Source organism: Phaeobacter sp. LSS9, from assembly GCF_003443595.1.
In the GTDB taxonomy this organism is placed as follows: domain Bacteria; phylum Pseudomonadota; class Alphaproteobacteria; order Rhodobacterales; family Rhodobacteraceae; genus Phaeobacter; species Phaeobacter piscinae.
Map to the genome: position 1 here is coordinate 292,384 of NZ_CP031956.1, position 24,050 is coordinate 316,433.

At 63.2% G+C, this 24,050-nt stretch carries 24 protein-coding genes; 9 read left to right on the forward strand and 15 right to left on the reverse strand.

The features are described from left to right. Window positions 1-60: 60 nt before the first annotated feature. Window positions 61-816 carry an SDR family NAD(P)-dependent oxidoreductase gene (locus tag D1820_RS01415; RefSeq protein WP_040177983.1) on the reverse strand — a complete coding sequence of 252 codons (756 nt, stop codon included), beginning with the start codon at window positions 814-816 and terminating at the stop codon, window positions 61-63. Between the two features lie 72 nt (window positions 817-888). Then, a complete protein-coding gene (locus tag D1820_RS01420) occupies window positions 889-1,833 on the reverse strand; it encodes a GNAT family N-acetyltransferase (RefSeq protein ID WP_118067621.1) in 945 nt (314 codons plus the stop codon). 45 nt (window positions 1,834-1,878) lie between these two features. On the opposite strand from D1820_RS01420, the gene D1820_RS19015 reads away from it, so the two are divergent. Then, window positions 1,879-2,016: a hypothetical protein gene (locus tag D1820_RS19015; RefSeq protein ID WP_162894047.1), complete on the forward strand. Its 138-nt coding sequence runs from the start codon at window positions 1,879-1,881 to the stop codon at window positions 2,014-2,016. Between the two features lie 94 nt (window positions 2,017-2,110). On the opposite strand, the gene tyrS is transcribed toward D1820_RS19015, so the two are convergent. Further along, a complete protein-coding gene (gene tyrS / locus D1820_RS01425) occupies window positions 2,111-3,367 on the reverse strand; it encodes a tyrosine--tRNA ligase (protein WP_096871035.1) in 1,257 nt (418 codons plus the stop codon). 153 nt (window positions 3,368-3,520) lie between these two features. On the opposite strand from tyrS, the gene D1820_RS01430 reads away from it, so the two are divergent. Further along, a complete protein-coding gene (locus D1820_RS01430; RefSeq protein ID WP_118069959.1) occupies window positions 3,521-4,687 on the forward strand; it encodes an anhydro-N-acetylmuramic acid kinase in 1,167 nt (388 codons plus the stop codon). Window positions 4,688-4,746: 59 nt separating this feature from the next. On the opposite strand, the gene D1820_RS01435 is transcribed toward D1820_RS01430, so the two are convergent. After that, on the reverse strand, window positions 4,747-5,178 hold the full coding sequence (locus tag D1820_RS01435; RefSeq protein ID WP_118067622.1) for a cupin domain-containing protein: 432 nt from the start codon (window positions 5,176-5,178) through the stop codon (window positions 4,747-4,749). A 78-nt stretch (window positions 5,179-5,256) separates the two neighbouring features. On the opposite strand from D1820_RS01435, the gene D1820_RS01440 reads away from it, so the two are divergent. Then, window positions 5,257-6,696: a YdiU family protein gene (locus tag D1820_RS01440; protein ID WP_118067623.1), complete on the forward strand. Its 1,440-nt coding sequence runs from the start codon at window positions 5,257-5,259 to the stop codon at window positions 6,694-6,696. A 24-nt stretch (window positions 6,697-6,720) separates the two neighbouring features. Here the strand turns inward: D1820_RS01440 and D1820_RS01445 are convergent, their stop codons facing one another. Next, window positions 6,721-7,632 carry a DMT family transporter gene (locus D1820_RS01445; protein ID WP_118067624.1) on the reverse strand — a complete coding sequence of 304 codons (912 nt, stop codon included), beginning with the start codon at window positions 7,630-7,632 and terminating at the stop codon, window positions 6,721-6,723. A gap of 159 nt (window positions 7,633-7,791) precedes the next feature. Here D1820_RS01445 and D1820_RS01450 point away from each other — a divergent pair, with 159 nt between their 5' ends. Beyond that, on the forward strand, window positions 7,792-8,517 hold the full coding sequence (locus D1820_RS01450; protein ID WP_162894048.1) for an endonuclease/exonuclease/phosphatase family protein: 726 nt from the start codon (window positions 7,792-7,794) through the stop codon (window positions 8,515-8,517). Between the two features lie 157 nt (window positions 8,518-8,674). Here D1820_RS01450 and D1820_RS01455 read toward each other — a convergent pair whose 3' ends face one another. After that, on the reverse strand, window positions 8,675-10,009 hold the full coding sequence (locus tag D1820_RS01455; protein ID WP_254683342.1) for a DEAD/DEAH box helicase: 1,335 nt from the start codon (window positions 10,007-10,009) through the stop codon (window positions 8,675-8,677). A 378-nt stretch (window positions 10,010-10,387) separates the two neighbouring features. Here D1820_RS01455 and D1820_RS01460 point away from each other — a divergent pair, with 378 nt between their 5' ends. From D1820_RS01460 to D1820_RS01480, 5 genes are all read left to right on the forward strand, one after another. After that, window positions 10,388-10,801: a Fur family transcriptional regulator gene (locus tag D1820_RS01460; RefSeq protein ID WP_014874254.1), complete on the forward strand. Its 414-nt coding sequence runs from the start codon at window positions 10,388-10,390 to the stop codon at window positions 10,799-10,801. Between the two features lie 259 nt (window positions 10,802-11,060). After that, window positions 11,061-11,957: a DMT family transporter gene (locus tag D1820_RS01465; protein WP_118069965.1), complete on the forward strand. Its 897-nt coding sequence runs from the start codon at window positions 11,061-11,063 to the stop codon at window positions 11,955-11,957. Between the two features lie 174 nt (window positions 11,958-12,131). Further along, on the forward strand, window positions 12,132-13,406 hold the full coding sequence (eno, locus tag D1820_RS01470) for a phosphopyruvate hydratase (protein WP_040173008.1): 1,275 nt from the start codon (window positions 12,132-12,134) through the stop codon (window positions 13,404-13,406). 64 nt (window positions 13,407-13,470) lie between these two features. Beyond that, complete coding sequence (locus D1820_RS01475) at window positions 13,471-13,986, forward strand: hypothetical protein (protein ID WP_118069967.1); 516 nt, start codon at window positions 13,471-13,473, stop codon at window positions 13,984-13,986. Between the two features lie 251 nt (window positions 13,987-14,237). After that, window positions 14,238-14,495, forward strand: coding sequence for a hypothetical protein (locus D1820_RS01480; RefSeq protein ID WP_040177992.1), 258 nt, complete (start codon window positions 14,238-14,240; stop codon window positions 14,493-14,495). Between the two features lie 207 nt (window positions 14,496-14,702). On the opposite strand, the gene D1820_RS01485 is transcribed toward D1820_RS01480, so the two are convergent. The 9 genes from D1820_RS01485 to D1820_RS01525 form a co-directional block, all read right to left on the reverse strand. Then, window positions 14,703-14,978, reverse strand: a complete 276-nt coding sequence (locus D1820_RS01485) for a glycine zipper 2TM domain-containing protein (protein ID WP_024097740.1) — start codon at window positions 14,976-14,978, stop codon at window positions 14,703-14,705. 701 nt (window positions 14,979-15,679) lie between these two features. Continuing rightward, complete coding sequence (locus D1820_RS01490; RefSeq protein ID WP_040173012.1) at window positions 15,680-16,129, reverse strand: N-acetyltransferase; 450 nt, start codon at window positions 16,127-16,129, stop codon at window positions 15,680-15,682. After that, entirely contained in the window at window positions 16,126-16,653 is a 528-nt protein-coding gene (locus tag D1820_RS01495; RefSeq protein ID WP_118067625.1) for a GrpB family protein, read from the reverse strand. Before D1820_RS01495 ends, D1820_RS01490 begins: the two co-directional genes overlap by 4 nt. Further along, complete coding sequence (locus tag D1820_RS01500) at window positions 16,650-17,591, reverse strand: nucleoside hydrolase (RefSeq protein ID WP_118067626.1); 942 nt, start codon at window positions 17,589-17,591, stop codon at window positions 16,650-16,652. The genes D1820_RS01495 and D1820_RS01500 overlap by 4 nt, the downstream gene beginning before the upstream one ends. A 168-nt stretch (window positions 17,592-17,759) precedes the next feature. After that, on the reverse strand, window positions 17,760-18,980 hold the full coding sequence (locus D1820_RS01505) for a DegT/DnrJ/EryC1/StrS aminotransferase family protein (protein ID WP_118067627.1): 1,221 nt from the start codon (window positions 18,978-18,980) through the stop codon (window positions 17,760-17,762). A 168-nt stretch (window positions 18,981-19,148) separates the two neighbouring features. Beyond that, window positions 19,149-20,459, reverse strand: coding sequence for an FAD-binding oxidoreductase (locus tag D1820_RS01510; protein ID WP_118067628.1), 1,311 nt, complete (start codon window positions 20,457-20,459; stop codon window positions 19,149-19,151). A gap of 114 nt (window positions 20,460-20,573) precedes the next feature. Continuing rightward, window positions 20,574-21,932 carry a glutamine synthetase family protein gene (locus tag D1820_RS01515; protein WP_024097734.1) on the reverse strand — a complete coding sequence of 453 codons (1,359 nt, stop codon included), beginning with the start codon at window positions 21,930-21,932 and terminating at the stop codon, window positions 20,574-20,576. Further along, entirely contained in the window at window positions 21,932-22,612 is a 681-nt protein-coding gene (locus D1820_RS01520; RefSeq protein ID WP_118067629.1) for a type 1 glutamine amidotransferase, read from the reverse strand. The genes D1820_RS01515 and D1820_RS01520 overlap by 1 nt, the downstream gene beginning before the upstream one ends. Window positions 22,613-22,705: 93 nt before the next feature. Beyond that, on the reverse strand, window positions 22,706-24,025 hold the full coding sequence (locus D1820_RS01525; RefSeq protein WP_118067630.1) for a glutamine synthetase family protein: 1,320 nt from the start codon (window positions 24,023-24,025) through the stop codon (window positions 22,706-22,708). Window positions 24,026-24,050 lie beyond the last annotated feature (25 nt).

Below are 24,050 nucleotides of genomic sequence, written 5' to 3' on the forward strand. Positions count from 1 at the left end.
GGGGATCCCCCCTTGAGGTATCAGCGGGTATCAGCTGCACTACGTGCACCTGTGGGCGCGTCAGCGCATCCGCAGCGCGCCGTCGAGGCGGATCACCTCGCCGTTGAGATACCCCATCTCGACGATGAACCCGGCCAGACGGCCATATTCGGCAGGATCACCCAGGCGGGCGGGGTTGGGCACATCGGCGGCGAGCTGCTGCTGCACCTCCTCCGGCAGGCCAGCGAGCATTGGGGTCATGAAGATCCCCGGCGCGATGGTCATCACCCGCACGCCCGAAGAGGCCAGATCGCGGGCCATCGGCAGGCACATGCCCACAACACCCCCTTTGGAGGCGGCATAGGCGGCCTGGCCCTTTTGACCGTCAAAGGCCGCGATGGAGGCGGTGTTGATGATCACGCCGCGACCACCATCCTCGGCCGCGTCACATTTGGCGATTTCCACAGCGGCCAGCCGGGCCACGTTGAAAGTGCCGACGAGGTTGATGTCGATGGTGCGCTGGTAGGCATCAAGGGGATGTGCGCCATCGCGGCCCACGGTTTTGATGCCAAGGGCGATGCCGGCGCAGTTCACGCAGGCGTTGATCTTGCCCATCTTCTCGCTGGCGAGCGCCATGGCAGCAGCAACTGAGGCTTCGCTGGTGACATCGGTTTCGGCAAAATGCCCCCCGATTTCGGCGGCCACGGCGGCGCCGCGTTCGGCGTCCCGGTCCAACAGGGTGACCTGGGCGCCATTGGCGGCGAAATGACGGGCGGTGGCCTCACCAAGGCCAGAGGCGCCGCCGGTGACGACGGCGGCGGTTTGCGACAGTTTCATGAGCAGGGCTCCTCCCGGGGATCTGTGCTATCGGGTTCATATCTGAACATGCGTTCAGATAATCACGTCCCCCTAGCAGTGTCCAGAGAGCCCGGGATTCATCAGCCGTTTGTCGAGCGCGGCCAAGGGGCGCAGCAGGCGACCCAGCGGCGGCCAATAGGCCCAGGTGCCGCCCAGTTGGTGCAACCGCGCGCCGGTGCCCAGTTTGAACCGGGCCAGACCTGCGGCGTCTTCGGTGTTGATCACCCCCAGATCCAGCTGTTCGCAGCCCTGTTTGGCCAGCCAGGACATCGCCTCCCACATCAGGAGGTTATGGGCGGAGAGTGCCTTGCCCCGGTCGGTGGTGTGGGCGATGTGGTAGGTCGCGCCGCGCCCATGGCGCAGAACAAGAATGCCCGCGACGATCTCCTTGCCGTCATGGGCCTCGAAAATCTTGGCCATGCCTTTGTTCTCGCGGGCGTAGGCCAGCGTCAGATCCACAGGCCAGCTGCGATACCCACGGCTGGATTGCTGCGCGGCATCGGCGGCAAAGATCCAATGCGCCGGTGTCTGCGGCAGCGATTGGCGGGTGATGCGCAGCCCCTGTTGTTCGCCGTGGACCAGCCGGTTGCGCCATTTCTGGTGCAGATTGGCGCGCCGCTGATCGGGGTCGGTCGTCAGGTCGACCAGCCCGACATGGGCCGGGCTGACCAGCGCCACGGCGCCGTGGCGGGCCAGGGCAGGCGTGGGCGTTTCGGGGGATAGGATCACTGGCGTGCGGCGCAGGCCGTTCTCCTGCAGGTGTTCCAGCAGACGCAGCGGTTTGTCGATGCGGGCACGGTTCACCATGGCCACGTTGATGCGGCCCCAGAGTTTGCGGCGCATCACGACAGTGTCCTTCATCTGGCCAAGCACCAGAGGATCCTTGCCGGTGGCCTGAAGTGCGCGGGCAAATTCTGCCGATTGCGGCAGGGCAGAGATGGTTTCATCGCGAAGAATGGGTCGGGGCATGACATCTGCTGGTGTGAAATCGAACATGGCGCCATTAACCGCAGCGAAACCTAAATGATGGTTAATGGGGGTATGAAAAATACGAATAAAATTCGAAATCATCATGCGCCGGGGCCGAGGATCACCAAAGCCGCCGCTTTGTTGGCAGCGCTGGCCGTGTCCTTGCCGGTTGGGCTGGTGCTGTTGCTGGTGGATCTGCTGCTGTTATGAGGGCGCGGGTTGGCTGCGGTGGGACCCGTGGCTGAGACGAAAAAGGGGGCCGATTGGCCCCCTTGGATCATCGTTTTGATCTATGCGCGCGGGGTCAGCCGTCTAGCTGCACCAGCGCGTGGCGTTTTTTGCCGGCCGAGAGTTTGATCGGCGAGGCGAGCGCGGCGGCGTCGATCATCAGCCCTGCATCGGTCAGCGGCTTATCGTCGATCTTGGCACCGTTTTCCGAGATCAGGCGCTTGGCGTCCTTGCCGGATTTGGCCAGCCCGGATTTCACGATCAGCTGCACGATGGAGATGCCATCGCCCAGATCCGCAGATGACAGCGAGAGCGTGGGCAGATCGTCGCCAATGCCGCCTTTCTCAAACACTTCGCGGGCGGTGGCCTCGGCGGCGGCGGCAGCCTCGGCGCCATGCAGCAGGGTGGTCACCTCATTGGCGAGGATCACCTTGGCGGCATTCACCTCGGAACCTTCGAGCGCGCCGAGGCGGTCACATTCGTCCACCGGCAGCTCGGTGTAGAGCTTGAGGAAGCGGCCCACATCGGCGTCGGTGGTGTTGCGCCAGAACTGCCAGAACTCATACGGCGAGAGCAGATCGCCATTGAGCCAGATCGCGCCGTTCTGGGACTTGCCCATTTTCTTGCCATCTGAGGTGGTCAGCAGCGGCGAGGTGAGGCCGTAGATCTCATGATCCAGCACCCGGCGCGTCAGGTCGATGCCGTTGACGATATTGCCCCATTGGTCCGACCCGCCCATCTGCAACACGCAGCCGTAGCGGCGGTTCAGCTCAAGGAAGTCATAGGCCTGTAGAATCATGTAGTTGAATTCGAGGAACGACAGCGACTGTTCGCGGTCGAGACGCGATTTCACGCTCTCAAACGACAGCATCCGGTTCACCGAAAAATGGCGCCCGATGTCGCGCAGGAACGCGAGGTAGTTCAGATCGTCCAGCCATTCGGCATTGTTGAGCATCATCGCCGCGTTACCCGCGCCGCTGTCATAGTCGATATAGGCGTCGAACACCTTTTTGATGCCGGCGATATTGTCGTCGATCTGGGCGTCGGTCAGCAACGGGCGTTCATCCGCGCGGAAGGAGGGGTCGCCCACCTTGGTGGTGCCGCCGCCCATCAGGGTGATCGGTTTGTGGCCGGTTTTCTGGAACCAGCGCAGCATCATGATCTGGATCAGTGAGCCGACATGCAGCGAGGTCGCAGTGGCGTCGAAACCGATGTAGGCGGATTGACCGGGAGTCATCAGCGCCTCGTCCAGGCCCTGATAATCGGTACAGTCGGACAGATAGCCGCGTTCCATCATAACTGCGATGAAATCCGATTTTGGGTGGTAGGTCATGATGTGCCTCGGCTTTTGAATTGCGCGCTGCTGTATAAAACGCAATTTGCACGGGGGAAAGCAGTGTGAACGGCTTTGCGGAAGAAATTCGCTGCTGTATCCTTGCGGTCAAATCGGCGCGATGCGTCCAATATCTCAGCAGGCCTTATCAGCATGACAAGATCCCATCCTCCGGCGCGTTTGTCCGCGATCCCCAAAACCGGCGTGTTGCGCGCCCTTGGCACCATGAGCGGCACCTCGCTGGACGGGGTGGATGCCGCCATTGTCGAAACGGATGGCGTGGCGATCCACGGCTTTGGGGCCAGTGCTTATCGCGCCTATGAACCGGTGGAGCGCGCGCAGCTGGCTGCCGCGCTGGGGCAGTGGCAGGGGCCGCAGGTGGAGGCGGCAGGAGAGATCGTGACCCGCGCCCATGCGGATCTGCTGGCGCAGGTTTTATCTGATCAGGCGGATACGGATCAGCGGGCGGTAGATGTCATCGGTTTTCACGGTCAGACGCTGGCCCATGCGCCGCAGACACAGGGCACCCTGCAGGTGGGGGATGGGGCGGCACTGGCGGCTGAGCTGGCAACGCCGGTGGTCTGGGATTTTCGCAGCGATGATGTGCGGTTGGGCGGTGAAGGCGCGCCGCTGGCGCCGTTCTTTCACTTCGCCTGCGCGAAATATCTGAAACGAGACAAGCCCCTGTGTTTTCTGAACCTCGGCGGAGTGGGCAATCTGACCTATGTCGATCCACGGTTTGACGCGGCGGAGGATCCCGGGGCGCTGCTGGCGTTTGATACCGGGCCGGCCAATGCGCCGATCAATGATCTGGTGCAGGCGCGCTGCGGTCAGATGATGGACGAAGGCGGCGCGATTGCCCGGGGCGGTGTGGTGGAAACTGGCGCGCTGGAGCTGTTTCTGGCCGAGCCGTATTTTGCCCGGATGCCACCGAAGTCTCTGGACCGGAATGATTTTGCCGAGATGATTGATCTGGTCAGTGAGTTGACCGATCGCGATGCAACAGCGACCCTGACCGCGATGTGTGCCGCAGCCGTGGCGCAGGGGATGGAGCATTGCCCGGAGCCACCGGAGGTGGTGCTGATCACCGGTGGCGGGCGGCATAATCCGGTGCTGATGGAGATGCTGCGGGTGTCGCTGGATTGCCCGGTCGCCCCGATTGAGAGCGTCGGGCTGGATGGCGACATGCTGGAGGCGCAGGCCTTTGCCCATCTGGCGGTGCGAGTGGCGCGGGGGCTGCCGACGTCCTGTCCGGGCACCACAGGGGTCCGCGCCTGTGTGGGCGGCGGTGTGGTGAGCGTGCCAGGCGGCGCGGGCTGAGGTCTGGCAGCCAAGAAGCTTTAAAGTTTCTTGGCAAATTTCTGTGTAGAAATTGGGCGTTAGCCGCGCGGGATGTCAAAGCTAGGCGCGGCGAGTTCAAAGCCTTCGAACTGGAACCCCGGCGAGACGGTGCAGCTGACCAGCGTATAATCTCCGGTGGTGCGGGCGGCTTGCCAGTGGCCTTCCGGCACAATCAGCTGGGGTTCGCCCGCTGTCAGATCGGGGGTGAGCAGGTGGTCCTGTGCGGGGCCATCGTCGCTGGCCGAGAGTGACAGCACCAGCGGCGCGCCAGCGTGGTAGAGCCAGATTTCGGTGGCATCGACCCTGTGCCAATGGCTGCTTTCGCCCGCCTTCAGCAGGAAATAGATGCAGGTGCCGGTGGCGCGGCCGTTGTGGCTGTCGGCGTTACCAGCAATCCATGTCTGGCGATAGTAACCGCCTTCGGGATGGGGCTGGAGGTCCAGCTTGGCGATGATCTCATCGGCGGTCATGTCTCGGCTCCGTTTAGTCTGTTGGCACAGGGTAGGTTTGGCTCTGGCAATTTGACATTTGCCGCATATGTTTGGGCCATGACATTGCACATTCCCTTTGACAATACATATGCCGCGCTGCCGCCGGTGTTCTACACGAAACAGGCCCCTGTGCCGGTGAAGGCGCCAGAGCTGCTGGCCTATAACGCCGCGCTTGGGGCAGAGCTGGGCATCACCGCAGGTGAGACGGCTGAACTGGCGGAGGTCTTTGCCGGCAACCGAGTTCCCGATGGGGCCGAGCCGCTGGCGCAGCTTTATGCGGGGCATCAGTTTGGCAATTACAATCCGCAGCTGGGGGATGGGCGCGCGATCCTGCTGGGCGAAGCTGTTGGCCCGGAGGGGGCGCGGCGCGATATCCAGCTGAAGGGATCGGGGCGCACGCCGTATTCGCGGGGCGGTGACGGGCGGGCCTGGCTGGGGCCGGTCCTGCGGGAATATGTGGTCAGCGAGGCGATGCACGCGCTTGGCATCCCAACCACCCGCGCGCTGGCGGCGGTGGCATCGGGCGAGACGGTCTGGCGCGAAGAGGGCGGGCTGCCGGGGGCTGTGCTGACGCGGGTGGCCTCCAGCCATTTGCGGGTGGGAACCTTCCAGATCTTTGCCGCGCGTGGCGAGCAGGCGGCGCTGCGTCAGCTCACGCAGTATGCGATCCAGCGCCACTATCCTGACGCGGACGGCCCGATGGGGCTGCTGCGGGCGGTGCGGGATCGTCAGGCGGAGTTGATTGCGGCCTGGATGTCGGTGGGGTTCATCCATGGGGTGATGAATACCGATAATTCGTCGATATCCGGCGAGACGATCGACTATGGGCCGTGCGCCTTTATGGATGTGTATCATCCCAGCACAGTGTTCAGTTCGATCGACCGGATGGGACGTTATGCCTATTCCAACCAGCCCGATATTGCGGTGTGGAACCTGGCGCAGCTGGCGACCGCGCTGATCCAGCAGGCGGAGGATCCGCAGGCGATGGTGGAAGAGGCGACGGAGATTGTGCATGCGATGCCCGCCCTGACTGAGGCCGCCTGGCTGCGGCGGTTCGGGGCCAAGATCGGTCTCGCTGAGGCGACGCCTGAGGATATGGCGCTGATCACCGGCCTGTTGACGCGCATGGCAGAAGGTCAGGCGGATTTCACCAATACATTCTGGGCTTTGCTGGAAGAGGTTGAGCCAGACACAGGCGCGGCGCGGGATCAGTTTCTGGCGCCTGAGGCCTTTGACAGTTGGGCGGAAGACTGGCGCGCGCGACTGGCACAGGAGGCAGACCCAGTGGCGGTGATGGCGGCGGCAAACCCGGTCTATATCCCGCGCAATCACCGGATTGAGGCGATGATCGCCTCTGCCGTGGCGGGGGATTTCGCCCCGTTTGAGCGGCTGAATACGGTGCTGTCGGATCCATATGCCGTGCAGGACGGGGCCGATGATCTGCGCCGCCCTCCGGCGGAAAGTGAGGTCGTCAAGGCGACCTTCTGCGGCACCTGATTGGCGGGATCGCTGCGCGCGCGGTTATTTGCGGTTGATCAGCACGATGCCGATTGCGACCAGTGCCAGTGCGGCCCAGACCTGCGGGTAGATCACCTCATCCAGCAGGAGCCAGCCGAGGATTGCGGCGATCACCGGTGACAGGAAGCTGAAGGAGGCGACCGCATTGGCGCGGTAAATGCTGATCAGCCAGAGCCACAGGAGATAGCCGAGGCTGGCAATGGCCACGGCCTGAAACACCACGCCGGAGATATGCAGCGCGGTGGGGTCGCGTAGGAGCGGACCGAACAGCGGCGAGATCGCCAGCAGCACCAGCGCCGAGGTGGCCAGCTGATAGGTCAGCTGGCGGATGGGCGGCACCGCGGACAGGGGCGAGAGGCGCGCGCACAGGGCGATCCCGGCCCAGGCCAGCGTGGCCGCAAGCGCCAGAACATCACCGAGCAGTGAGGCATCATCGCTGCCCCGGTGCAGGACCGCCAGCACAACGCCCCCCATGGCCAGCACAAGACCGAGCATGCGCAGCGTATTGAGCCGCTCTCCGGGCAGGAGCAGATGGCCGGCCAGTGCCAGCCAGACCGGCATGGAGTTGAAGATAATGGTGACGCGCGAGACGGAGGAGAGGTCCAGCGCGACATAAAGACAGACAAATTCAGCGGTGAACAACAGGCCGGACACCAGCCCCCAGAGATGGACAGAGCGCGTCCAATGTGTTGGCGTCTGGGCAGGCGCCGGCGTGTTTGCGCGTTTCAACTGGCCGCGAAAGGCGAGCCATGCAAGCAGCACACCGAGGCCGATCAGAGAGCGCAGGCCTGCCTGAAACACCGGGCCAAACCCGCCGTTGGAGACCTTGATCACCACCTGATTGAAGCCCATCAACCCACTGAAGCCGATCAGCATTGCGGCCCCGAGACCGTCCATTGCGCGTTTTTCACTCATGGCGCCAGAGGAGGGGTAGGAGATCTCAGAGTCAAGGTGGCAAAACAGGTGTTTAGGTCACTGCGGATCGGCCTTGCCCGGCTCTGGCCTGTGCGCTGGTTTTGGGTCATGCTGTGGTGCGTATCGCGTATCAGATTGGCAGCAGATAAGGCAGGCGGAATGACGCAGGAACAGAGCAGGCAACCCGGTCGGCTGCGCTTGGCGAGTTACAATATCCAGAAGTCCGTCGGGCTTGATCTGCGCCGCCGCCCGCGTCGGACCCTGCAGGTGATCGAGGGGACGGGCGCCGATCTGGTGCTGTTGCAGGAGGCGGACAAGCGGTTGCCGCCGCGCCCGGCTGCCTTGCCGCATTTCATTCTGGATGAGGCCGGTTGGCAGGTCGTGGATCTGGGCGGAGCCGGGTCGCTGGGCTGGCATGGCAATGCGGTGATCTGGCGGGGCGCGGCGCTGACCTTGCAGGATCATGGCCATATCCCGTTGCCGGGGCTGGAGCCGCGCGGCGCGGTCTGGGCGCTGTTTCAGACCGGGCTTGGGCCACTCAGGGTGGTGGGGGCGCATCTGGGGCTGACCACCAAGGCGCGCCATGAGCAGGTGCATCATCTGGCCGAGGTGATCGCAAGAGAGCCTGAGTTGCCGACCGTCTGGGCTGGTGATTTCAATGAGTGGTCACGTCAGCCGGTGCTGGATCATCTGGCGCCGCAGTTGCGGTTTGTGCCGCCGCGCGCCAGCTTTCCGGCGCTGCGGCCCATGGGTGCGCTGGACCGGATTGCGGTGAGCGCGGGGCTTGAGGTGGTGGACAGCGGCGTTTACCGGACGCGGCCGGCGCATATTGCCTCCGACCATCTGCCGGTCTGGGCCGATCTGGTGGCGGTGGACCAGCCCTAGGGCGCGCCGACCGGCCAACGCGCCGCCGTGGCCAGATGGCGGGCACAGGGCAAAAGCCGAAAAAATATAAAGCCGGAGACGCGGACTGCGACCCCGGCTTTAATTCTGGTTTCAACGGCGGCCCTGAAGAGGGCCCGCTGAGGTCACCCGGTTGGGCTTACTGGGCGCGGCGGCGCTGACCGCCGGGTTTGCCCTGTCCGCCACCTTGGCCTGCACCCTGACCGCCGCTGCGCGCGCCGCCCTGACCGCCGCCACCGCCGCCACTGCGCCGCCGACGATGACCGCCGGGTTTGCCGCCGCCACCGGGTTTGCCACCACCACCACCACGGCGTCCGGCCGGAGCCTTGGCATCGGGCAGCACCTCCCACGGACGGCCGGAGGCCACCGGGATATTGAGGTTCATGGTCTTCTGAATGGCTTTCAGCTCGCCCATCTCATCGGGCGCACAGAAGGCCACGGCCTGACCGTCCTTGCCCGCGCGTGCGGTCCGGCCAATGCGGTGCACATAGGCGTCCGGGACGTTGGGCAGCTCGTAGTTGTAAACGTATTTCACGTCGGGGATGTCCAGACCGCGGGCGGCCACATCGGTGGCCACGAGGATCTTCACCTCGCCGGATTTGAACGAGGCAAGCGCGCGTTCGCGCTGACCCTGGGATTTGTTGCCGTGGATTGCCGCCGCTGAGAAGCCTGCTGCGGACAGCGTCTTCATCAGTTTTTCCATACCGTGTTTGGTGCGGCCAAAGACCAGTGTACGCTCATCCTTATGGGCGCCCAGCAGCTCCTTCAGGAGCGACAGCTTTTCAGCCTTGGCGATGAAGTGCACCGACTGGGTGATCTTGTCTGCGGCCTTGCCGGGAGGGTTCACCTCGATCCGGACCGGGCTTTGCAGGTAGGAGTTGGCGATCTCGTTCATCTGCTTGGGCATGGTGGCCGAGAACAGCATGGTCTGGCGCTGTTCGGGCAGCAGTGCTGCGATTTTGCGCAGCGCGTGGATGAAGCCGAGGTCCAGCATCTGATCGGCCTCGTCCAGCACGAGGAAGTCACAGGAGCCAAGGTCCAGTGCGCCACGATCAAGGATGTCCAGAAGACGGCCCGGCGTGGCGATCAGGATATCGGTGCCGCGCGACAGGCGGCTGATCTGTGGGTTGATCGACACACCCCCGACAACCAGCCCGGTTTTGATCGGGGTGCCTTCGGTCAGGCCCTTGAGGTTGGCGGCGATCTGGTTGGCCAGTTCGCGGGTCGGCGCCAGCACCAGACCGCGCACGGTCTTGGCGGCAGGCTTGCGGCCGTATTGCATCATCTGAGCGATCAGGGGCACGCCGAAAGCGGCGGTCTTGCCGGTGCCGGTTTGCGCCAGCCCCAGCACATCCTTGCCGTTCAGCGCATGCGGGATGGCACGCGCCTGAATTGGGGTCGGATCGGTATAGCCCAGCTCAGCAATGCGGGTCAGGAGCTTTTCAGGCAGCCCCATGGTTGAAAATTCTGTCACGTCTCGTCCTTTCACAGCCGGGCGGATGCCACGGCCGGTGCCGCCCATGCGCATGCCGGGCGGACTGTCGTTGGGGCAGGGACCTCGGGCGGACGGGCATCATGCCAGACCGCTGGTCGCTGCGAGTGCCCCACGCGTGATATTGGGAACGGTGGCATATCCTTAGGGTCGGTTCAGTGGCCTGCGCACGCTTCTGGCGCGGCCCGACGTCCTCTGCTCACGCGGCAGGGAGGGATGCCTGCAGCGGGAGATGGGCCTGTCGGCGATGAAAGTCAATGGTGAATTGCCGCTTATTCTGCGCCAAAGAGTGTAAAAACCCGGTTTGCGTGGCCTGCGTCTTTGTATAAACAGGGACGCCACGCTGCATAGAGGACGGTCATGAGCGAGACGATTATCGCACGCTGCGAAGCCATAGGTCTGCGGATGACAGGCCAGCGACGGGTGATTGCCCGCGTGCTGCAAGAGAGCGCCGATCACCCGGATGTCGAGGAACTCTATGCCCGTGCCAGTGCCCTGGATGGGGCGATTTCGCTGGCGACGGTCTATCGCACGGTGAAGCTGTTTGATGAGGCGGGCATTCTGGAGCGGCTGGAGTTTGGCGACGGGCGCGCGCGCTATGAAGATGCCGACCGGGAGCATCATGACCACCTGATCGATATGACCACCGGGGCGGTGATTGAGTTTTGCGACCCCGAGATCGAAGCCTTGCAGGAAAAGATCGCTGAGAAACTGGGCTATGAGCTGCGGGGCCATAAGCTGGAACTCTATGGCGTGCCGCGTAAGCGGGACTGAGCGGCGCAGGTCGTTTTCTTTTCAGAAGAAAACGGGACCGAATTTTGCGGAAAATTCCGCTGTGCGACCGGGGCTGCTGCGGGTTGCCCATCACCGGGTGTGATGGCAGAGGTCACATGAAGTCATGGGGCGACGTCGCAAACGGAGTAGTTCGGTGTCGCTGGCTGATGTTTGTTGGCCGGATTGGTCGGCGCCGCTGCCCTGCCGCCGTTCACAAATCATCATCATGGGCACAAACCACCATCACGGGACGATCACGATGAACAATGTCACAGGAATTTTGCTGGTGATCCTCGCCATGGCGGGGTTCTCGCTGGAGGATATGTTCATCAAGCAGCTCGCCAAATCGGTGCCTGTGGGTCAGATCTTGATGATGCTGGGTCTTGGCAGCGGCACGGTGTTTGTGATCTGGGCCAAGCTGCAGGGGCACCCGGTCCTGGCGCCGCGCAACTGGCGCTGGCAGCCGGTATTGCGCGCCTCACTGGAGGCCCTGGCGGCGGTCAGCTTTGCCTCGGCCCTGGCGGTGGTGGATATCTCCACCGTGGCGGCCGTGTTTCAGGCGATGCCGCTGGCGGTCACCGTGGGGGCGGCGCTGTTTCTGGGCGAGGACGTCGGATGGCGGCGCTGGAGCGCGATCCTTGTCGGCTTTGCGGGTGTGTTGATGATCGTGCGGCCCGGTCTGGCGGGATTTGAGCCGGGTGTGCTGTTGGTGCTGATCTCGGTTGTGGCGGTTGCGGCGCGCGACCTGATGACGCGGGTCATGGACAGCGCTGTGCCCTCTGCCGTGGTCAGCTCGCAGGCCTTTGGGTCGGTGATCCCGGCGGGGCTGGTGATGCTGCTGATCTTGCCCGGAGAGCCTGTCGCCCTGCAGGGTGGCCAGTGGGGCATGCTGCTGGGTGGCGTGATCTTTGGCGTGCTCGGTTACTATGGCATCGTTACAGCGACCCGGATTGGCAACGCCGCTGTGATCACGCCGTTTCGCTATTCCCGGCTGGTGTTTTCCATCCTTATCGGCGTGGTGGTCTTTGCCGAGGCGCCCGATGGTATGACGCTGATTGGATCCGCGCTGATCATTGGCTCGGGGCTCTATACCTTCCTGCGGGAGCGGCGTCTGGCACGGCATGCAGCGCGCGCGGCAGCGGTGGCTGCAGCCTGAGGAACAGGCGGCGAAAACCGGCGGCAATTGGTTGCGCAAACAGGCGCCTGTTAGCCCTAACCCCGTAAAATAAGTCACGTTAGCGATAACGCCCGTGGTTTACTTTTGCCCTGTGGATGCTATGACGCTGGCAAGAATTGCCGCAACCATTTGCCAAGATCAGGGACCCGAGTGATGAGCACTATTATCGATATCCACGCCCGTGAAATTCTGGACAGCCGGGGCAACCCGACTGTCGAGGTTGATGTCATGCTGGAAGACGGCACAATGGGCCGCGCCGCGGTGCCCTCCGGCGCCTCGACCGGGGCCTATGAGGCGGTGGAAAAGCGCGACGGCGACAAATCCCGCTATATGGGCAAAGGCGTGCTGGAAGCGGTTGCTGCGGTGAATGGCGAGATCGCGGAGGAGCTGGTCGGCTTTGACGCGACTGAGCAGGTTGCAGTCGACATGGCGATGATTGAGCTGGACGGCACCGAAAACAAAGGTCGTCTGGGCGCGAATGCCATTCTGGGCGTGTCGATGGCCGTGGCCAAGGCCGCCGCTGATTTCACCACCCAGCCGCTCTATCGTTATATCGGCGGCACCTCGGCGCGAATGCTGCCAGTGCCGATGATGAACATCATCAACGGCGGCGAACACGCCGACAACCCGATCGACATTCAGGAATTCATGATCATGCCGGTGGCGGCGGAGAATATCCGTGACGCGGTGCGCATGGGCTCCGAGGTGTTCCACACCCTGAAGAAAGAGCTGTCGGCGGCGGGTCTGTCCACTGGTATCGGTGACGAGGGCGGCTTTGCCCCCAACATCGCCTCCACCCGCGAAGCGCTGGATTTCGTGCTGAAATCCATCGAGAAGGCGGGCTACAAACCGGGCGAGGAAATCTACCTGGCGCTCGATTGCGCGGCGACCGAATATTACAAGGACGGCAAATATGTCCTGTCGGGCGAGGGCAAAACCCTGTCGTCTGATGAGAATGTGGCCTATCTGGCGGCGCTGGTGAAGGACTACCCGATCATCTCCATCGAAGATGGCATGGGTGAGGATGACTGGGACGGCTGGAAGGCGCTGACCGATGAGCTGGGCGACAAGGTGCAGCTGGTGGGCGACGATCTGTTTGTGACCAACCCCGCACGTCTGGCCGATGGCATCGCGCGCGGCTGCGCCAACTCCATGCTGGTGAAGGTAAACCAGATCGGCACCCTGACCGAGACGCTGAAGGCGGTCGATATGGCGCATCGCGCGCGCTACACCAATGTGATGTCGCACCGCTCGGGTGAGACTGAGGATGCCACCATCGCAGACCTCGCCGTGGCCACCAACTGCGGCCAGATCAAGACCGGGTCGCTGGCGCGGTCGGACCGGCTCGCCAAATACAACCAGCTGATCCGGATTGAGGAGCTGCTGGGGGAAGTGGCCGAATATGCGGGCCGCTCCATTCTGAAATAAGATCTGAGGCCGGGGCGTTTGCTCCGGCCTTTTTACTTGGTGTTTGTATTTGTGGTGTTTGACCATGCTTAAAAAGATTGCGCATTTTTTCATTCGTCGCGCGGAGCGCCGGGTGGGCGTTTCTCTGGAGTATTCCCATGCGATTGCGGAGGCTGATTTTGGCCTGCTGACGCGTTACAATCGGGTCTTCGGGTTTCTGGATCCCAACCGTCATGTGCCGGCGGCGGCTTATCACGCGGCGCGGCTGACCGGCGCGTTGAGTGCGGATTGCGGCACCTGTGTTGAGGCGGAGATCAACCTGGCAAAAGCCGCTGGGCTGGCGCCGGAGCTGATCCAGTCGATCCTGACAGGTGGCACGCTGGAGCCGGAGCTGGAAGCGGTTGTGCGGCTTTCCGGGGCAGTGGCTGGTGCGCGAACGGATGATCCGGAGGCACGGGAGATTGTGCGCGCGGCCTATGGCGAGGCGGGGCTGATTGAGCTGAGTTTCGCCATGAACGGTGCAGCTATGCTGCCGGGGATCAAGCGCGCGATGGGCTATGCCACGGCCTGTGATCTGCAATTGATGCGCCGCTTGGCCTGAGGCGCGGCCGCCCCTCGTGTGGGGGCGGCGATCTCAATCTGCGCCTTCTCGACGTCCTGTCCTAGGTAGGCCCCGAGTGGGCAGCTGCTGGCGATGGGCCTGTCGTCCGGCCAATGTCAATCAAGGCTCATCCTTCAAATATGTGCGAATAGCGCGCGTCTGTGGCCTTGTTCACAGACGCGTGAGGACGGCTGTGGCAGTCTCTGGGTCAGGCGCTACGGGGGTGGCGCTGGCTGAGGAGGGGGAAGACCATGCGTGTAAGACCACATCCGAAAGCCCGGCCAACCGTTTCGGTGACCAAGGCTGACGCAACAGTGCCGGTTGGCGCTGCTCTTGCGACGGCCGGTGCAGGAAGCTGGCTGCCCATCGGGATTGTTGTTGCGGTGGCGCTGCTGGCGGGATGCGCTGGGCCTGGGCGCTATCCGCTGAGCGGGCAGACTGTTGGGATGAGCGATCCGGTTCTTAGCCTGTCGATGACACAGGGCGCGACTGTTGCCGGGGGGCTTTGACGCGCGCTGCCAAGGGGGATCGACAGCATCTGGGCCCTCTCTCTGTTCCGGGGGGCCTGCGCCGACGGGGGGCGCGGCTTTTTCAGCCGTTGGCGAATGGGAAAGACCCTGAGGGCGGTTGGCTCTCAGGGTCTTTTTCGTCTGTATATTTCCATGCCGGGCCGTTTGGGTCGCGGTCAGACGTGGGGTGGCTGGTCGACCTGGGCCTTAGGGGCAGGCCGCCGTGTAATAGGTGCCATCGCCGCGCGAATAGGCGCATTGGCGGGACTGGTTGTTCTGGGCCACCACGGTGCCCGCCGCCGCACCACCCAGGGCGGCAATCAGACGCCAGTCATCATCCGCCTTGAGCGCATCGGCAGCGATCAGACCGGCGGCGGCACCACCAGCGACCCCGGCGACGGTGCGTTGCTCCGGTGTGAGGTCAGAGCAGGCGGATAGGGCCAGGGTGGCTGCACTGAGCCCGGCGAGAATATGCGTTTTCATAAGGGTTCCTTTCCTGTCTTATGTGCGGTCCTGTTGATCCGGACGCACTTGGGTCGTGGCGGTCGCGATGATCTTGCGATGCGGAGCGACCGGATTGGAGTGGTCGCTGTGTGATCTGGGGGTGGCCCCCGTCCGAGCAGAGACAGGGGGCCACGCCGCGCGGGGGGCGCGGTAGATCCGGTTGAATTCTGTAGCAGACCAGAGCCGCCTCACCCCTGGGGTGGCTCTGGTCTGCTGGCCGGGTCTCACCCCTGATCCCCGGCCAGTTTGGCCATTGATGTGGCCGCAGCAGTCTGGATCTGGTCCCTCTCGGCTCCCCTAAGCCGGTGTTGAGGGGGCATATCCCATCGGAATGCGCCGGACCCATGCTGGTGTTTGTGCCGTCAGCTTTGCCTTGGCGACCACCCCGGTGGGTGGCCATACGTTGCGGCTTCTGCCGCTGTCTCAGTTGCGCTGCCAAAACTCTCTCTGGCGGCGCGCTCCCACACGTCCCACGGTGTGTTCAATATCGGTCAGCGGTGCGGAAGACTGTCAGGTTCTACCGTGCGCTGTCTGAGAAGGAACGCGCAACCTGCGCATGGGTTCCCTCCGCGCGGGAAAAAACATGTGGAAAAACTGCTGCGGGCGCAGCGCGGGGCGACCGGACGGGTTGGTTTGGCCGCCCTGTCGTAGCCGTCGGGACCGTTCGCCCAGCGGTAGGATCAGAGCTTGCGGCTCATCAGCATGTAGGTGTCGCGCGGTTCGAACCGGGCGCGGGCATAGAGGTTGCGGGCGGTCTCATCGGTTTTGTCAACTTCGAGATGCAGCGCCTTGATGCCAGCCTCTGCGAGGGTGCGGGGCAGGGCAAAGAGCACTTCGGTGGCAATGCCGCGCCCGCGCACCGGGGGGCGAATGAACAGCTCATCCACAAAGCCGTCCATGCCGCCAAACTCTACCGACCAGCTGAAGGTGACCACGATATAGCCCACTGGGGCGCGGGCGGGGCCGATCAGATAGACCGCGCCATAAGGCAAGCCCTCGAGCAGCGGTTCAATCGCGGCCCGCCGCAGCGTGTCATCGGAGGGGATTCCCATCTCGGCGTGGAAGGCGGCGACCAGATCCAGAACGCGGTCCAGATCTTCGGTGCGGGCGAGGTGCAATGCGGCGCTCATGAGGTTTCCTTTGCTGCCAGCGCGTTGATCGCGTGGGCTTCTGCCTTTTGCACCCAATCCGATTTGCAGTCACCATATCCGTGCATGTCGCCGGGGTGCAGCGCGGCACATTTGCCCTTGATCGCCGCATAGCCCGCCCGCAGTGCCGCGTTGGCCCGCAACGCATCGCGAAAGGCGATATGGCGGGTGATCTCGTCAGAGCCTGCGACATAACAATGGGCCTGCACCCGGCGTTTGCCGGTTTCTGGATCATCAGCACGGCAGTAGCGCCGTCCGGGCAGGCCGAATTCACCCAGCCATTCGAAACCAAGCGCCTCAATTTGTGGGCGGGCGGCATCCATGGCCGCCTCGCTTTCAAAGACGGGTATCAGGTCAATGATGGGTTTGGCGGGCAGGCCGGGCACAGCGGTTGATCCGATATGATGCACCGTCACTAAACCGTCTATCCTGCTGTCTGACCAGCGGTCTGCTTCGGCCTTGGCTTGTGTCGGCCAGCTGGGATCTGGGGCAACGATCAGGCTCATAGCAGCGCCAACCGGCTGGTGATCAGATCGAAGAAGCCATCGGCCTCCAGATCGCCAATGAACAGCGCATTGGCCGGGCGGTCGGTGACCCCCCACCAATCGGCCACGGTCATGCCCAGCGTCAGCTCGGACGTGGTTTCCACCACAACATTGACATGGCGGCCCGAGAACAGCTCTGGCCGGATCAGATAGGCAATGACGCAAGGGTCATGCAGCGGGCCACCTTCGGAGCCGTATTTCTCCACATCAAAGCGTTCAAAGAAATCAAGCATCTCGGCGGTGAAACGCGCCACTTTGGTATCGAGGGCACGGATCTTTTCGACGCGTGCGCGGGTGGCGAGCGCCTTATGGGTGACGTCCAGCGGCATCATGGTGACCGGCACACCTGATGTGAGCACTGCGGCGGCGGCCTCCGGGTCGACATAGATGTTGAATTCTGCTGCCGGGGTGATGTTGCCGACCTCGAAATAGGCACCACCCATCAACACGATCTTCTGCACGCGGTCCACGATATCGGGGGCCTTTTGAAAGGCGGCGGCGATATTGGTGAGCGGCCCCAGCGGGCAGAGCGTGACGGTGCCGGGCGCTTCGCGGCGCAGGGTGTCGATGATGAAATCAACGCCATGCGCCTCCGCCAGCGGCATGGTGGGATCCCACAGTTCGGGTCCGTCCAGACCGGTTTTGCCATGCACATGTTCGGCGGTGATCAGGGGCCGTTGCAAAGGGGCGTCACAGCCGGCGTGCACGGCGACATCCGGGCGGCCTGCCACCTCGCAGACGCGGCGCGCGTTGGTTTGGGTCAGGGCCAGAGGCACATTGCCAGCAACACAGGTTATGCCAAGCAGATCAATCTCTTGCGGGCTGGCCAATGCCAGAAGAATGGCGACAGCGTCGTCCTGTCCGGGATCGGTGTCGATGATGATCTTGCGCGCGCTCATGGGGCTGTCCTTCTGGTCGTCGCGCCGACCCTCGCAAGGGTGGCGGGCAATGTCCAGCGGTGGCGCGGGCTGCGGTCGGGAATTCGCCGGTTTCCTCCCACCCTCACACTGAAAAAGGCGCGCCGGATATAGCGCGCCTTAGCGGTGGGTCTGGCCTGTGCAGAAGGATCAGGCAGCGGCTGCGCCCATGGTGTCGTCCATCGCAGAGAGCAGAATGCCCGCAATCACATCGAGTTCGTCGCGGCTGAGGCGCACAGGCAGGCGGACATCGCAGGCCTGCATCAGCATGGCGCGGGTCTGCGGCAGCTCCGGGATATCGCGCAGGAACTGCCAGTTCCAGAAGGCACGGGCATTGTCTGCTGAACGGCCGAAGATCTGCACCTTGACGCCCCGTGCCTCGGTTGCGGCGGCAAAGCGGGTGATCTCATCATGGCTCATATCAACCAGATTGAACTGGATCGAATCCGGGGCGCGCTGCTCTGGTGCCAGCCGTGCGGGCACGTTGATATGCGGCGAGCGGTTCAGCTGATCGGCCACGTAGTCGTGGTTCTTCAGCCCGTCGCGAACCCGGCGGGCCAGTTCCGGCAATTGCGGACGGATCACCACAGCGGAAAGATTGCTCATCCGCAGATTATAAAGCGGCAGCTGGTTCTGCCACTTGGCAAAGGCCTGTTCCAGAGCACCGGTGTTGTCGCCTGGCGCGGCTTTGTGTTTCTTCCAATTGTGCTCATAGGCGCCGGACATGATCACCGCGCGGGCCACCAAATCGGCATCATCGGTGACCAGAATGCCGCCTTCGCCGGCGTTGATCATCTTGTAGGACTGGAAGGAGAAACAGCCGATCGCGCCGAGCGTGCCGATATTGCGGCCATGCCAGGTGGTGCCCAGTGAATGGGCGGCGTCTTCAACCACCGGAATGTCGCGCGCCTGACAAAGCGCCATGATCGCATCCATATCGGAGGTATGGCCGCGCATATGGCTGATGATCACCGCTTGCACATCGTCCAGCTTGGCCTCGAAATCAGCCATGTCGATGCGGTAGTTCGCGCCCACCTCGCAGAGCACCGGCACGCAGTCGGCATGCACAATGGAGGAGGGGACCGCCGCAAAGGTAAAACCGGGGATCAGCACGCGCGCATCACGGGGCAGGTCCAGCGCCTTCAGCGACAGGAACAAGGCCGCCGAGCAAGACGACACCGCCAGCGCGTACTTGCTGCCAAGGAGCTGGGCGAATTCCTCCTCCAGCAGGGCGACGGGCGCATCCTGCGGGGCGGTATAGCGGAACAGATCGCCAGAGTGCATCAATGCCTCAAGCGCGGCGCGCGCGGCCTCCGGGATGGGTTCTGCCTGATGGACATTCGGGACCTGCGACGGGGATGCCTGGCTCATATTTCAAAATCCTGAAGTTACCTTTTCAAAAATATAAAAGGTCTATGGGCAAATGCCAAGCACCCCCGGCGGCAGTGGCGGGTTTTGGCGACGAATTTCACGAAACTGTTGCTTTGGGTCTGTCCGGGGGCAGAGGGGCGCACCGCATGGCGGGCGCCTCGCAGGATCTTAGATACCCAGCCTGTCCCGCAGCGAATACCAGGTCATTGCCAAGGCCAGCAGCGGGCTGCGCATGGCCGCGCCGCCGGGGAAGGCGGGGGCGGGCACGCGGGACATTGTCTCAAACCCGTCACTGTCACCGGCGATGGCGCGCGCCATCAGCTGACCGGCGTGGGTGGCGGTGCCGACGCCATGGCCGGAATAGCCCGATGCGCTGAGGATATTCGGGGCAAGCCGGGCCAGATAGGGCATCCGTTTCATGGTGATGGCCAAGGTGCCGCCCCAGGCGTAGTCGATCTTCACATCACGCAGATGCGGGAAAATCTCCGTCATTGGCTTGCGCACGGTGGCGGCGATATCGCTGGGGAAGCGGTAGCCATAGCTCTCACCGCCGCCAAACAACAGCCGCCCGTCATGGCTGAGCCGGAAGTAGTTCACCACAAATTTGCTGTCAGCCACCGCCACATCGCGGGCCAAGACATTGGCGGCGTCGGCGCCTAAGGGTTCTGTCGCGGCGATGAAATTGTTGATTGGCATCACCCGCGCGGCCACCTGCCGGTTGAGGCCGCCGAGATAGCCGTTGCAGGCCAGGATCAGATGGTCGGCGGTGACCTGCCCTTCGGCGGTGCGCAGGCGGATCTGTGCGCCGTCTTCGATATCCAGAACCTCGCTGCCCTCGCAGATCTGTACCCCGGCTGCTGCGGCGGCACGGGCGAGGCCAAGTGCATAGGCCAGCGGGTGCAGATGGGCCGCGCCGGTGTCGAGCGAGCCGCCAACATAGGCAGGCGAGGGGCAGATCGCCTCCAGCCCGGCCTTGTCCAGCGCAGAAATCTCACCGTAGCCATAGCGGTTTTGCAGATGCTCCACATAGCGATGTTCGTCGTCGACTTCCGCTTTGGAGAAACAGGCATGGGCGATGCCGGGTTTCAGGTGGCAGTCGATGTCGTGGCGGGTGATCAGGGATTTCACCAGATCCTTGGCCTCCTCAGCCAGGGACCAGAGCTTGGCGGCGTCGCCGTCCCCCATGAGCTTTTCCAGCCCATCCTGCTCCATGCGCTGACCACTGCCCAGCTGACCACCGTTGCGGCCCGAGGCGCCAAAGCCGACACGGTTGGCCTCCAGCAGGATGACCGAGCGCCCGGCCTCCGCCAGATGCAATGCGGCGGAGAGGCCAGTGTAGCCGCCGCCAACAATGCAGACATCGGCGCGGGCCTCACCTTGCAAGGGGGCAAAGGGCGCGAGCGGAGTGGCGGTGGCGGCGTACCAGCTGTTGGGATAGGCCCCTTTGCGGTCATTGGAGTAAAGCAGGTTCAACGCCATGGCACACCTCAATCCCCGGCAGGCACCGCCTATACGGCGAAGCGCAACTGCCTGTCATCTTTCCATAAATACTCACCAGCGCTGACATCTCCCAAGACGCCAGCGCTGAGAATGTTAGACGTTCAGCAGCAGATGCTCCCGCTCCCAGGGCGAGATAACCTGCAGGAACTCGTCATATTCGGCGCGTTTCACGATGGAATAGACGCGGGCAAACTCCGGCCCCAGCACCTCATGCAGGTCTGTGGCTTCCTCAAAGAGGTCGAGCGCCTGACCCATCACCTGGGGGATATCGCCGTCACCGGCGTAGGCGTCTCCCTTGAACTGCTTGCGAGGGCGTTCCTCGCGGGTGAGACCTAGATAGCCACAGGCCAGGGACAATGCGATCCCAAGGTAGGGGTTGCAGTCCATGCCGGCGATGCGGTTTTCCACGCGCCGCGCTTCAGGGCCGGAGAGGGGCACCCGGATACCGGTGGTGCGGTTGTCGCGCGCCCATTCCAGATTGATCGGGGCGGCCTGTTCCTTCACGTAGCGGCGATAGGAATTCACATAAGGCGCCATCACCGCCAGACCGGCGGGCAGGTGGTTCTGCAACCCGCCGATGAAGTGGTAAAACGCATCCGTCTCGCCGCCCTGTGGACCGGAGAAGATATTGTCGCCGCTCTCCATGTCGATGATCGAGTGATGGATATGCATGGCAGAGCCGGGTTCATCGGCAATGGGCTTGGCCATGAAAGTGGCAAAACAGTCGTGGCGCAGCGCGGCCTCGCGGATCAGCCGTTTGAAATAGAACACCTCATCCGCCAGTTTCACCGGATCGCCATGGCGCAGGTTGATTTCCAGCTGCCCGGCGCCGCCCTCCTGGGTGATGCCGTCGATTTCAAAGCCCTGATGTTCGGCGAAATCATAGATATCGTCGATCACCGGCCCGAATTCGTCCACGGCGGTCATGGAATAGGCCTGACGGGCGGCGGCCGGACGGCCAGAGCGGCCCATCATCGGTTCAATGCCGCGCGCAGGATCGGTGTTGCGGGCGACCAGAAAGAACTCCATTTCCGGTGCCACAACGGGATCCCAGCCGCGATCATGATAGAGTTGCACCACCCGTTTCAGCACATTGCGTGGGCTGAAGGGGATCGGTTTGTGATCGCGGTCATAGGCGTCGTGAATGACTTGCAGCGTCCAGTCACCAGTCCATGGGGCGGCGGTGGCGGTGGACATGTCCGGTTTCAGGATCATGTCCTTTTCGATCCAGCCATCGTCATCCGCTGCCTCGGCCCAGTCGCCGGTGATGGTCTGGTAGAAGATGCTGTCGGGCAGGTGGAAATAATCCTGCTTGGCAAATTTGGACGCTGGCACCGCCTTGCCCCGGGCGATGCCCGGCAGATCCGAGATGATGCATTCAACCTCGTCGAGACGACGGCCCTCCAGATAGGTTTTTGCTGCATCGGGAAGGGTGTCTAGCCAGGCTGACATCAGGTCCTCTCTTTCTTGAAGAAGGCATTGAGGAAGGTTGCGATTTCACCCGATTGGACCGGATGGTGTAATTCTGTGCTGGCGGCATCCAGGATCGCATCCGGCACCACGCCGCGTCCGCGGCTGTCGATCAGGCCACCGACAAAGCTGCTGGCGAATTCGGGGTGAGGCTGCAGGGTCCAGATGTGATCACCATAGGCGAGTATACCGTTCTTGCAGTGGTCGTTTCCGGCCAGCACCCGCGCACCCTCGGGCAGGGCGGTGACCTGATCCTGATGCCACGCGTTGAGCCGCAGCGGCTTGCCATCCATCTGATAGGTGACCGGGCCGACGGCCCAGCCGCCGGTAAATTTCTCAACCTTGCCGCCAAGTGCCTGCGCGATGATCTGGTGGCCAAAGCAGATGCCGACCAAGGGCTGTTTACGGGCGTGGATCTCGCGGATCAGATCCTCTAGCGGGGGGATCCAGTCGTGGTCTTCATAGGCACCATGTTTGGAGCCGGTGATCAGCCAGCCGTCTGCTGCGTCGGCGCCGCTGGGAAAGACGTTGTCGACCACCGCGTAGGTGTCAAAGTCAAAATCGCCGTCGGCCAGCAGGTTGCGGAACATCTGGTCATAGTTGCCCGAGTTGCCGATCAGGTTTTCGGGCGCGTGGCCGGTTTGCAGAATGCCGATTTTCATGGGTCACCAAATTTGATCAAATTAAGCCTAGCCGAGGTCCGCAACTCAGGCAAGCGCTTGATGCGGAGCGTTGTGGGCTTTGACAGGCTGATGTCATACCGCCTCAAGCCAGGACAGCCAATGGCTCTCCGCTGGGCGCTCGGCAAAGCCTGCCAGCTCCTGACGTTTCATCATCACCAGATTGCGGATCACCCGGTCGGGCAGGATCCGCGCGATCAGCGGGTCACTGTCGAAGAGGTCGATCGCGGCGTTCCAGTCGGGGGCCAGCTGCGGCAACCCGTCAATCTCATAGATGTTGCCCTCGGACGGGGCCGGGGGCGTGGCGGCATCCTCGATCCCGGCGAGGGCCGCGCCGAGCACCACGGAGAGCATCAGATAGGGGTTGATATCGCCGCCTGCGACCCGGTGTTCGATACGGCGCGCCTTGGGGCTGCCGCCGGGGATACGGATTGCGGCGGTGCGGTTTTCATAGGCCCAGGCGGCGCTGACCGGGGCATGGGCGCCGGGCACCAGCCGGTCGTAGGAATTGCCGTGTGGGGCCAGGATCAGCGTGCTGGCGGGCATCGCGGTGAGGCAGCCGGCCACCGCGTTCATCAGCAGATCCGAGCCGCGTTCGGTGCCATCGTTGAAGATATTGTTGCCGTCCTCATCCTCGACCGAGAAATGCACATGCATGCCGTTTCCAGCCTCTTCGGCATAGGGCTTGGCCATGAATGTGGCGGCAAACCCATGCTTGCGGGCCAGACCTTTGACCAAGGCCTTGAACAGCCAGGCATCATCGGCGGCGCGCATGGCATCCTGATGGTTGAGGTTGATTTCAAACTGGCCCAGCCCCGCCTCCGAAATGGCGGATTGGGCGGGAATGCCCATCGCCTCCGACCCTTCATAGAGGTCGGTGAAAAACGCATCAAAGGCATCAAGTTCCGCGACCGACAGGACCGACTGCTGATCCAGCTCCCGGCCTGTGAGCGGGTCGATGGGCGGGGCCGGCTGTGCGCCGCTGTCATCCAGCAGGCTGAACTCCATTTCGGTGGCGGCGACAACACGCCAGCCGCGCTGCTGGTAGCGGGTCAGCACATCTGACAACACATGACGCGGATCGCCCATGAAGGGGCGGCCGTCTTCCCAGTACATTGCCATCGGGACCAGCGCGGATGGGTTGGCCAGCCAGGGCATCGGGACGGCGCCACGTTCGGTTGGCAGCATCACGCCATCGGCATCGCCGGTCTCAAACACCAGCGGGTTGTCTTCAACATCGCGGCCCCAGAGATCGACGTTGAGGGTAGAGATCGGCATCCGTGCGGCGCCATCTGCCAGCTTGTCTGCCAGCCCCACGGGCATACGCTTTCCACGCATCTGCCCGTTCAGGTCACAGGCGGCGATGCGGATAGTGCGCAGATGAGACAGATCCATCGGAGGCTCCCTAGTTGATTGCCCC

Excerpts from the sequence above, each read along its gene's own strand:
- D1820_RS01415 (WP_040177983.1), bottom strand. The coding sequence starts at position 816 with ATGAAACTGTCGCAAACCGCCGCCGTCGTCACCGGCGGCGCCTCTGGC.
- D1820_RS01420 (WP_118067621.1), bottom strand. The coding sequence starts at position 1,833 with ATGTTCGATTTCACACCAGCAGATGTCATGCCCCGACCCATTCTTCGC.
- D1820_RS19015 (WP_162894047.1), top strand. The coding sequence starts at position 1,879 with ATGAAAAATACGAATAAAATTCGAAATCATCATGCGCCGGGGCCGAGG.
- tyrS (WP_096871035.1), bottom strand. The coding sequence starts at position 3,367 with ATGACCTACCACCCAAAATCGGATTTCATCGCAGTTATGATGGAACGC.
- D1820_RS01430 (WP_118069959.1), top strand. The coding sequence starts at position 3,521 with ATGACAAGATCCCATCCTCCGGCGCGTTTGTCCGCGATCCCCAAAACC.
- D1820_RS01435 (WP_118067622.1), bottom strand. The coding sequence starts at position 5,178 with ATGACCGCCGATGAGATCATCGCCAAGCTGGACCTCCAGCCCCATCCC.
- D1820_RS01440 (WP_118067623.1), top strand. The coding sequence starts at position 5,257 with ATGACATTGCACATTCCCTTTGACAATACATATGCCGCGCTGCCGCCG.
- D1820_RS01445 (WP_118067624.1), bottom strand. The coding sequence starts at position 7,632 with ATGAGTGAAAAACGCGCAATGGACGGTCTCGGGGCCGCAATGCTGATC.
- D1820_RS01450 (WP_162894048.1), top strand. The coding sequence starts at position 7,792 with ATGACGCAGGAACAGAGCAGGCAACCCGGTCGGCTGCGCTTGGCGAGT.
- D1820_RS01460 (WP_014874254.1), top strand. The coding sequence starts at position 10,388 with ATGAGCGAGACGATTATCGCACGCTGCGAAGCCATAGGTCTGCGGATG.
- D1820_RS01465 (WP_118069965.1), top strand. The coding sequence starts at position 11,061 with ATGAACAATGTCACAGGAATTTTGCTGGTGATCCTCGCCATGGCGGGG.
- eno (WP_040173008.1), top strand. The coding sequence starts at position 12,132 with ATGAGCACTATTATCGATATCCACGCCCGTGAAATTCTGGACAGCCGG.
- D1820_RS01475 (WP_118069967.1), top strand. The coding sequence starts at position 13,471 with ATGCTTAAAAAGATTGCGCATTTTTTCATTCGTCGCGCGGAGCGCCGG.
- D1820_RS01480 (WP_040177992.1), top strand. The coding sequence starts at position 14,238 with ATGCGTGTAAGACCACATCCGAAAGCCCGGCCAACCGTTTCGGTGACC.
- D1820_RS01485 (WP_024097740.1), bottom strand. The coding sequence starts at position 14,978 with ATGAAAACGCATATTCTCGCCGGGCTCAGTGCAGCCACCCTGGCCCTA.
- D1820_RS01490 (WP_040173012.1), bottom strand. The coding sequence starts at position 16,129 with ATGAGCGCCGCATTGCACCTCGCCCGCACCGAAGATCTGGACCGCGTT.
- D1820_RS01495 (WP_118067625.1), bottom strand. The coding sequence starts at position 16,653 with ATGAGCCTGATCGTTGCCCCAGATCCCAGCTGGCCGACACAAGCCAAG.
- D1820_RS01500 (WP_118067626.1), bottom strand. The coding sequence starts at position 17,591 with ATGAGCGCGCGCAAGATCATCATCGACACCGATCCCGGACAGGACGAC.
- D1820_RS01505 (WP_118067627.1), bottom strand. The coding sequence starts at position 18,980 with ATGAGCCAGGCATCCCCGTCGCAGGTCCCGAATGTCCATCAGGCAGAA.
- D1820_RS01510 (WP_118067628.1), bottom strand. The coding sequence starts at position 20,459 with ATGGCGTTGAACCTGCTTTACTCCAATGACCGCAAAGGGGCCTATCCC.
- D1820_RS01515 (WP_024097734.1), bottom strand. The coding sequence starts at position 21,932 with ATGTCAGCCTGGCTAGACACCCTTCCCGATGCAGCAAAAACCTATCTG.
- D1820_RS01520 (WP_118067629.1), bottom strand. The coding sequence starts at position 22,612 with ATGAAAATCGGCATTCTGCAAACCGGCCACGCGCCCGAAAACCTGATC.
- D1820_RS01525 (WP_118067630.1), bottom strand. The coding sequence starts at position 24,025 with ATGGATCTGTCTCATCTGCGCACTATCCGCATCGCCGCCTGTGACCTG.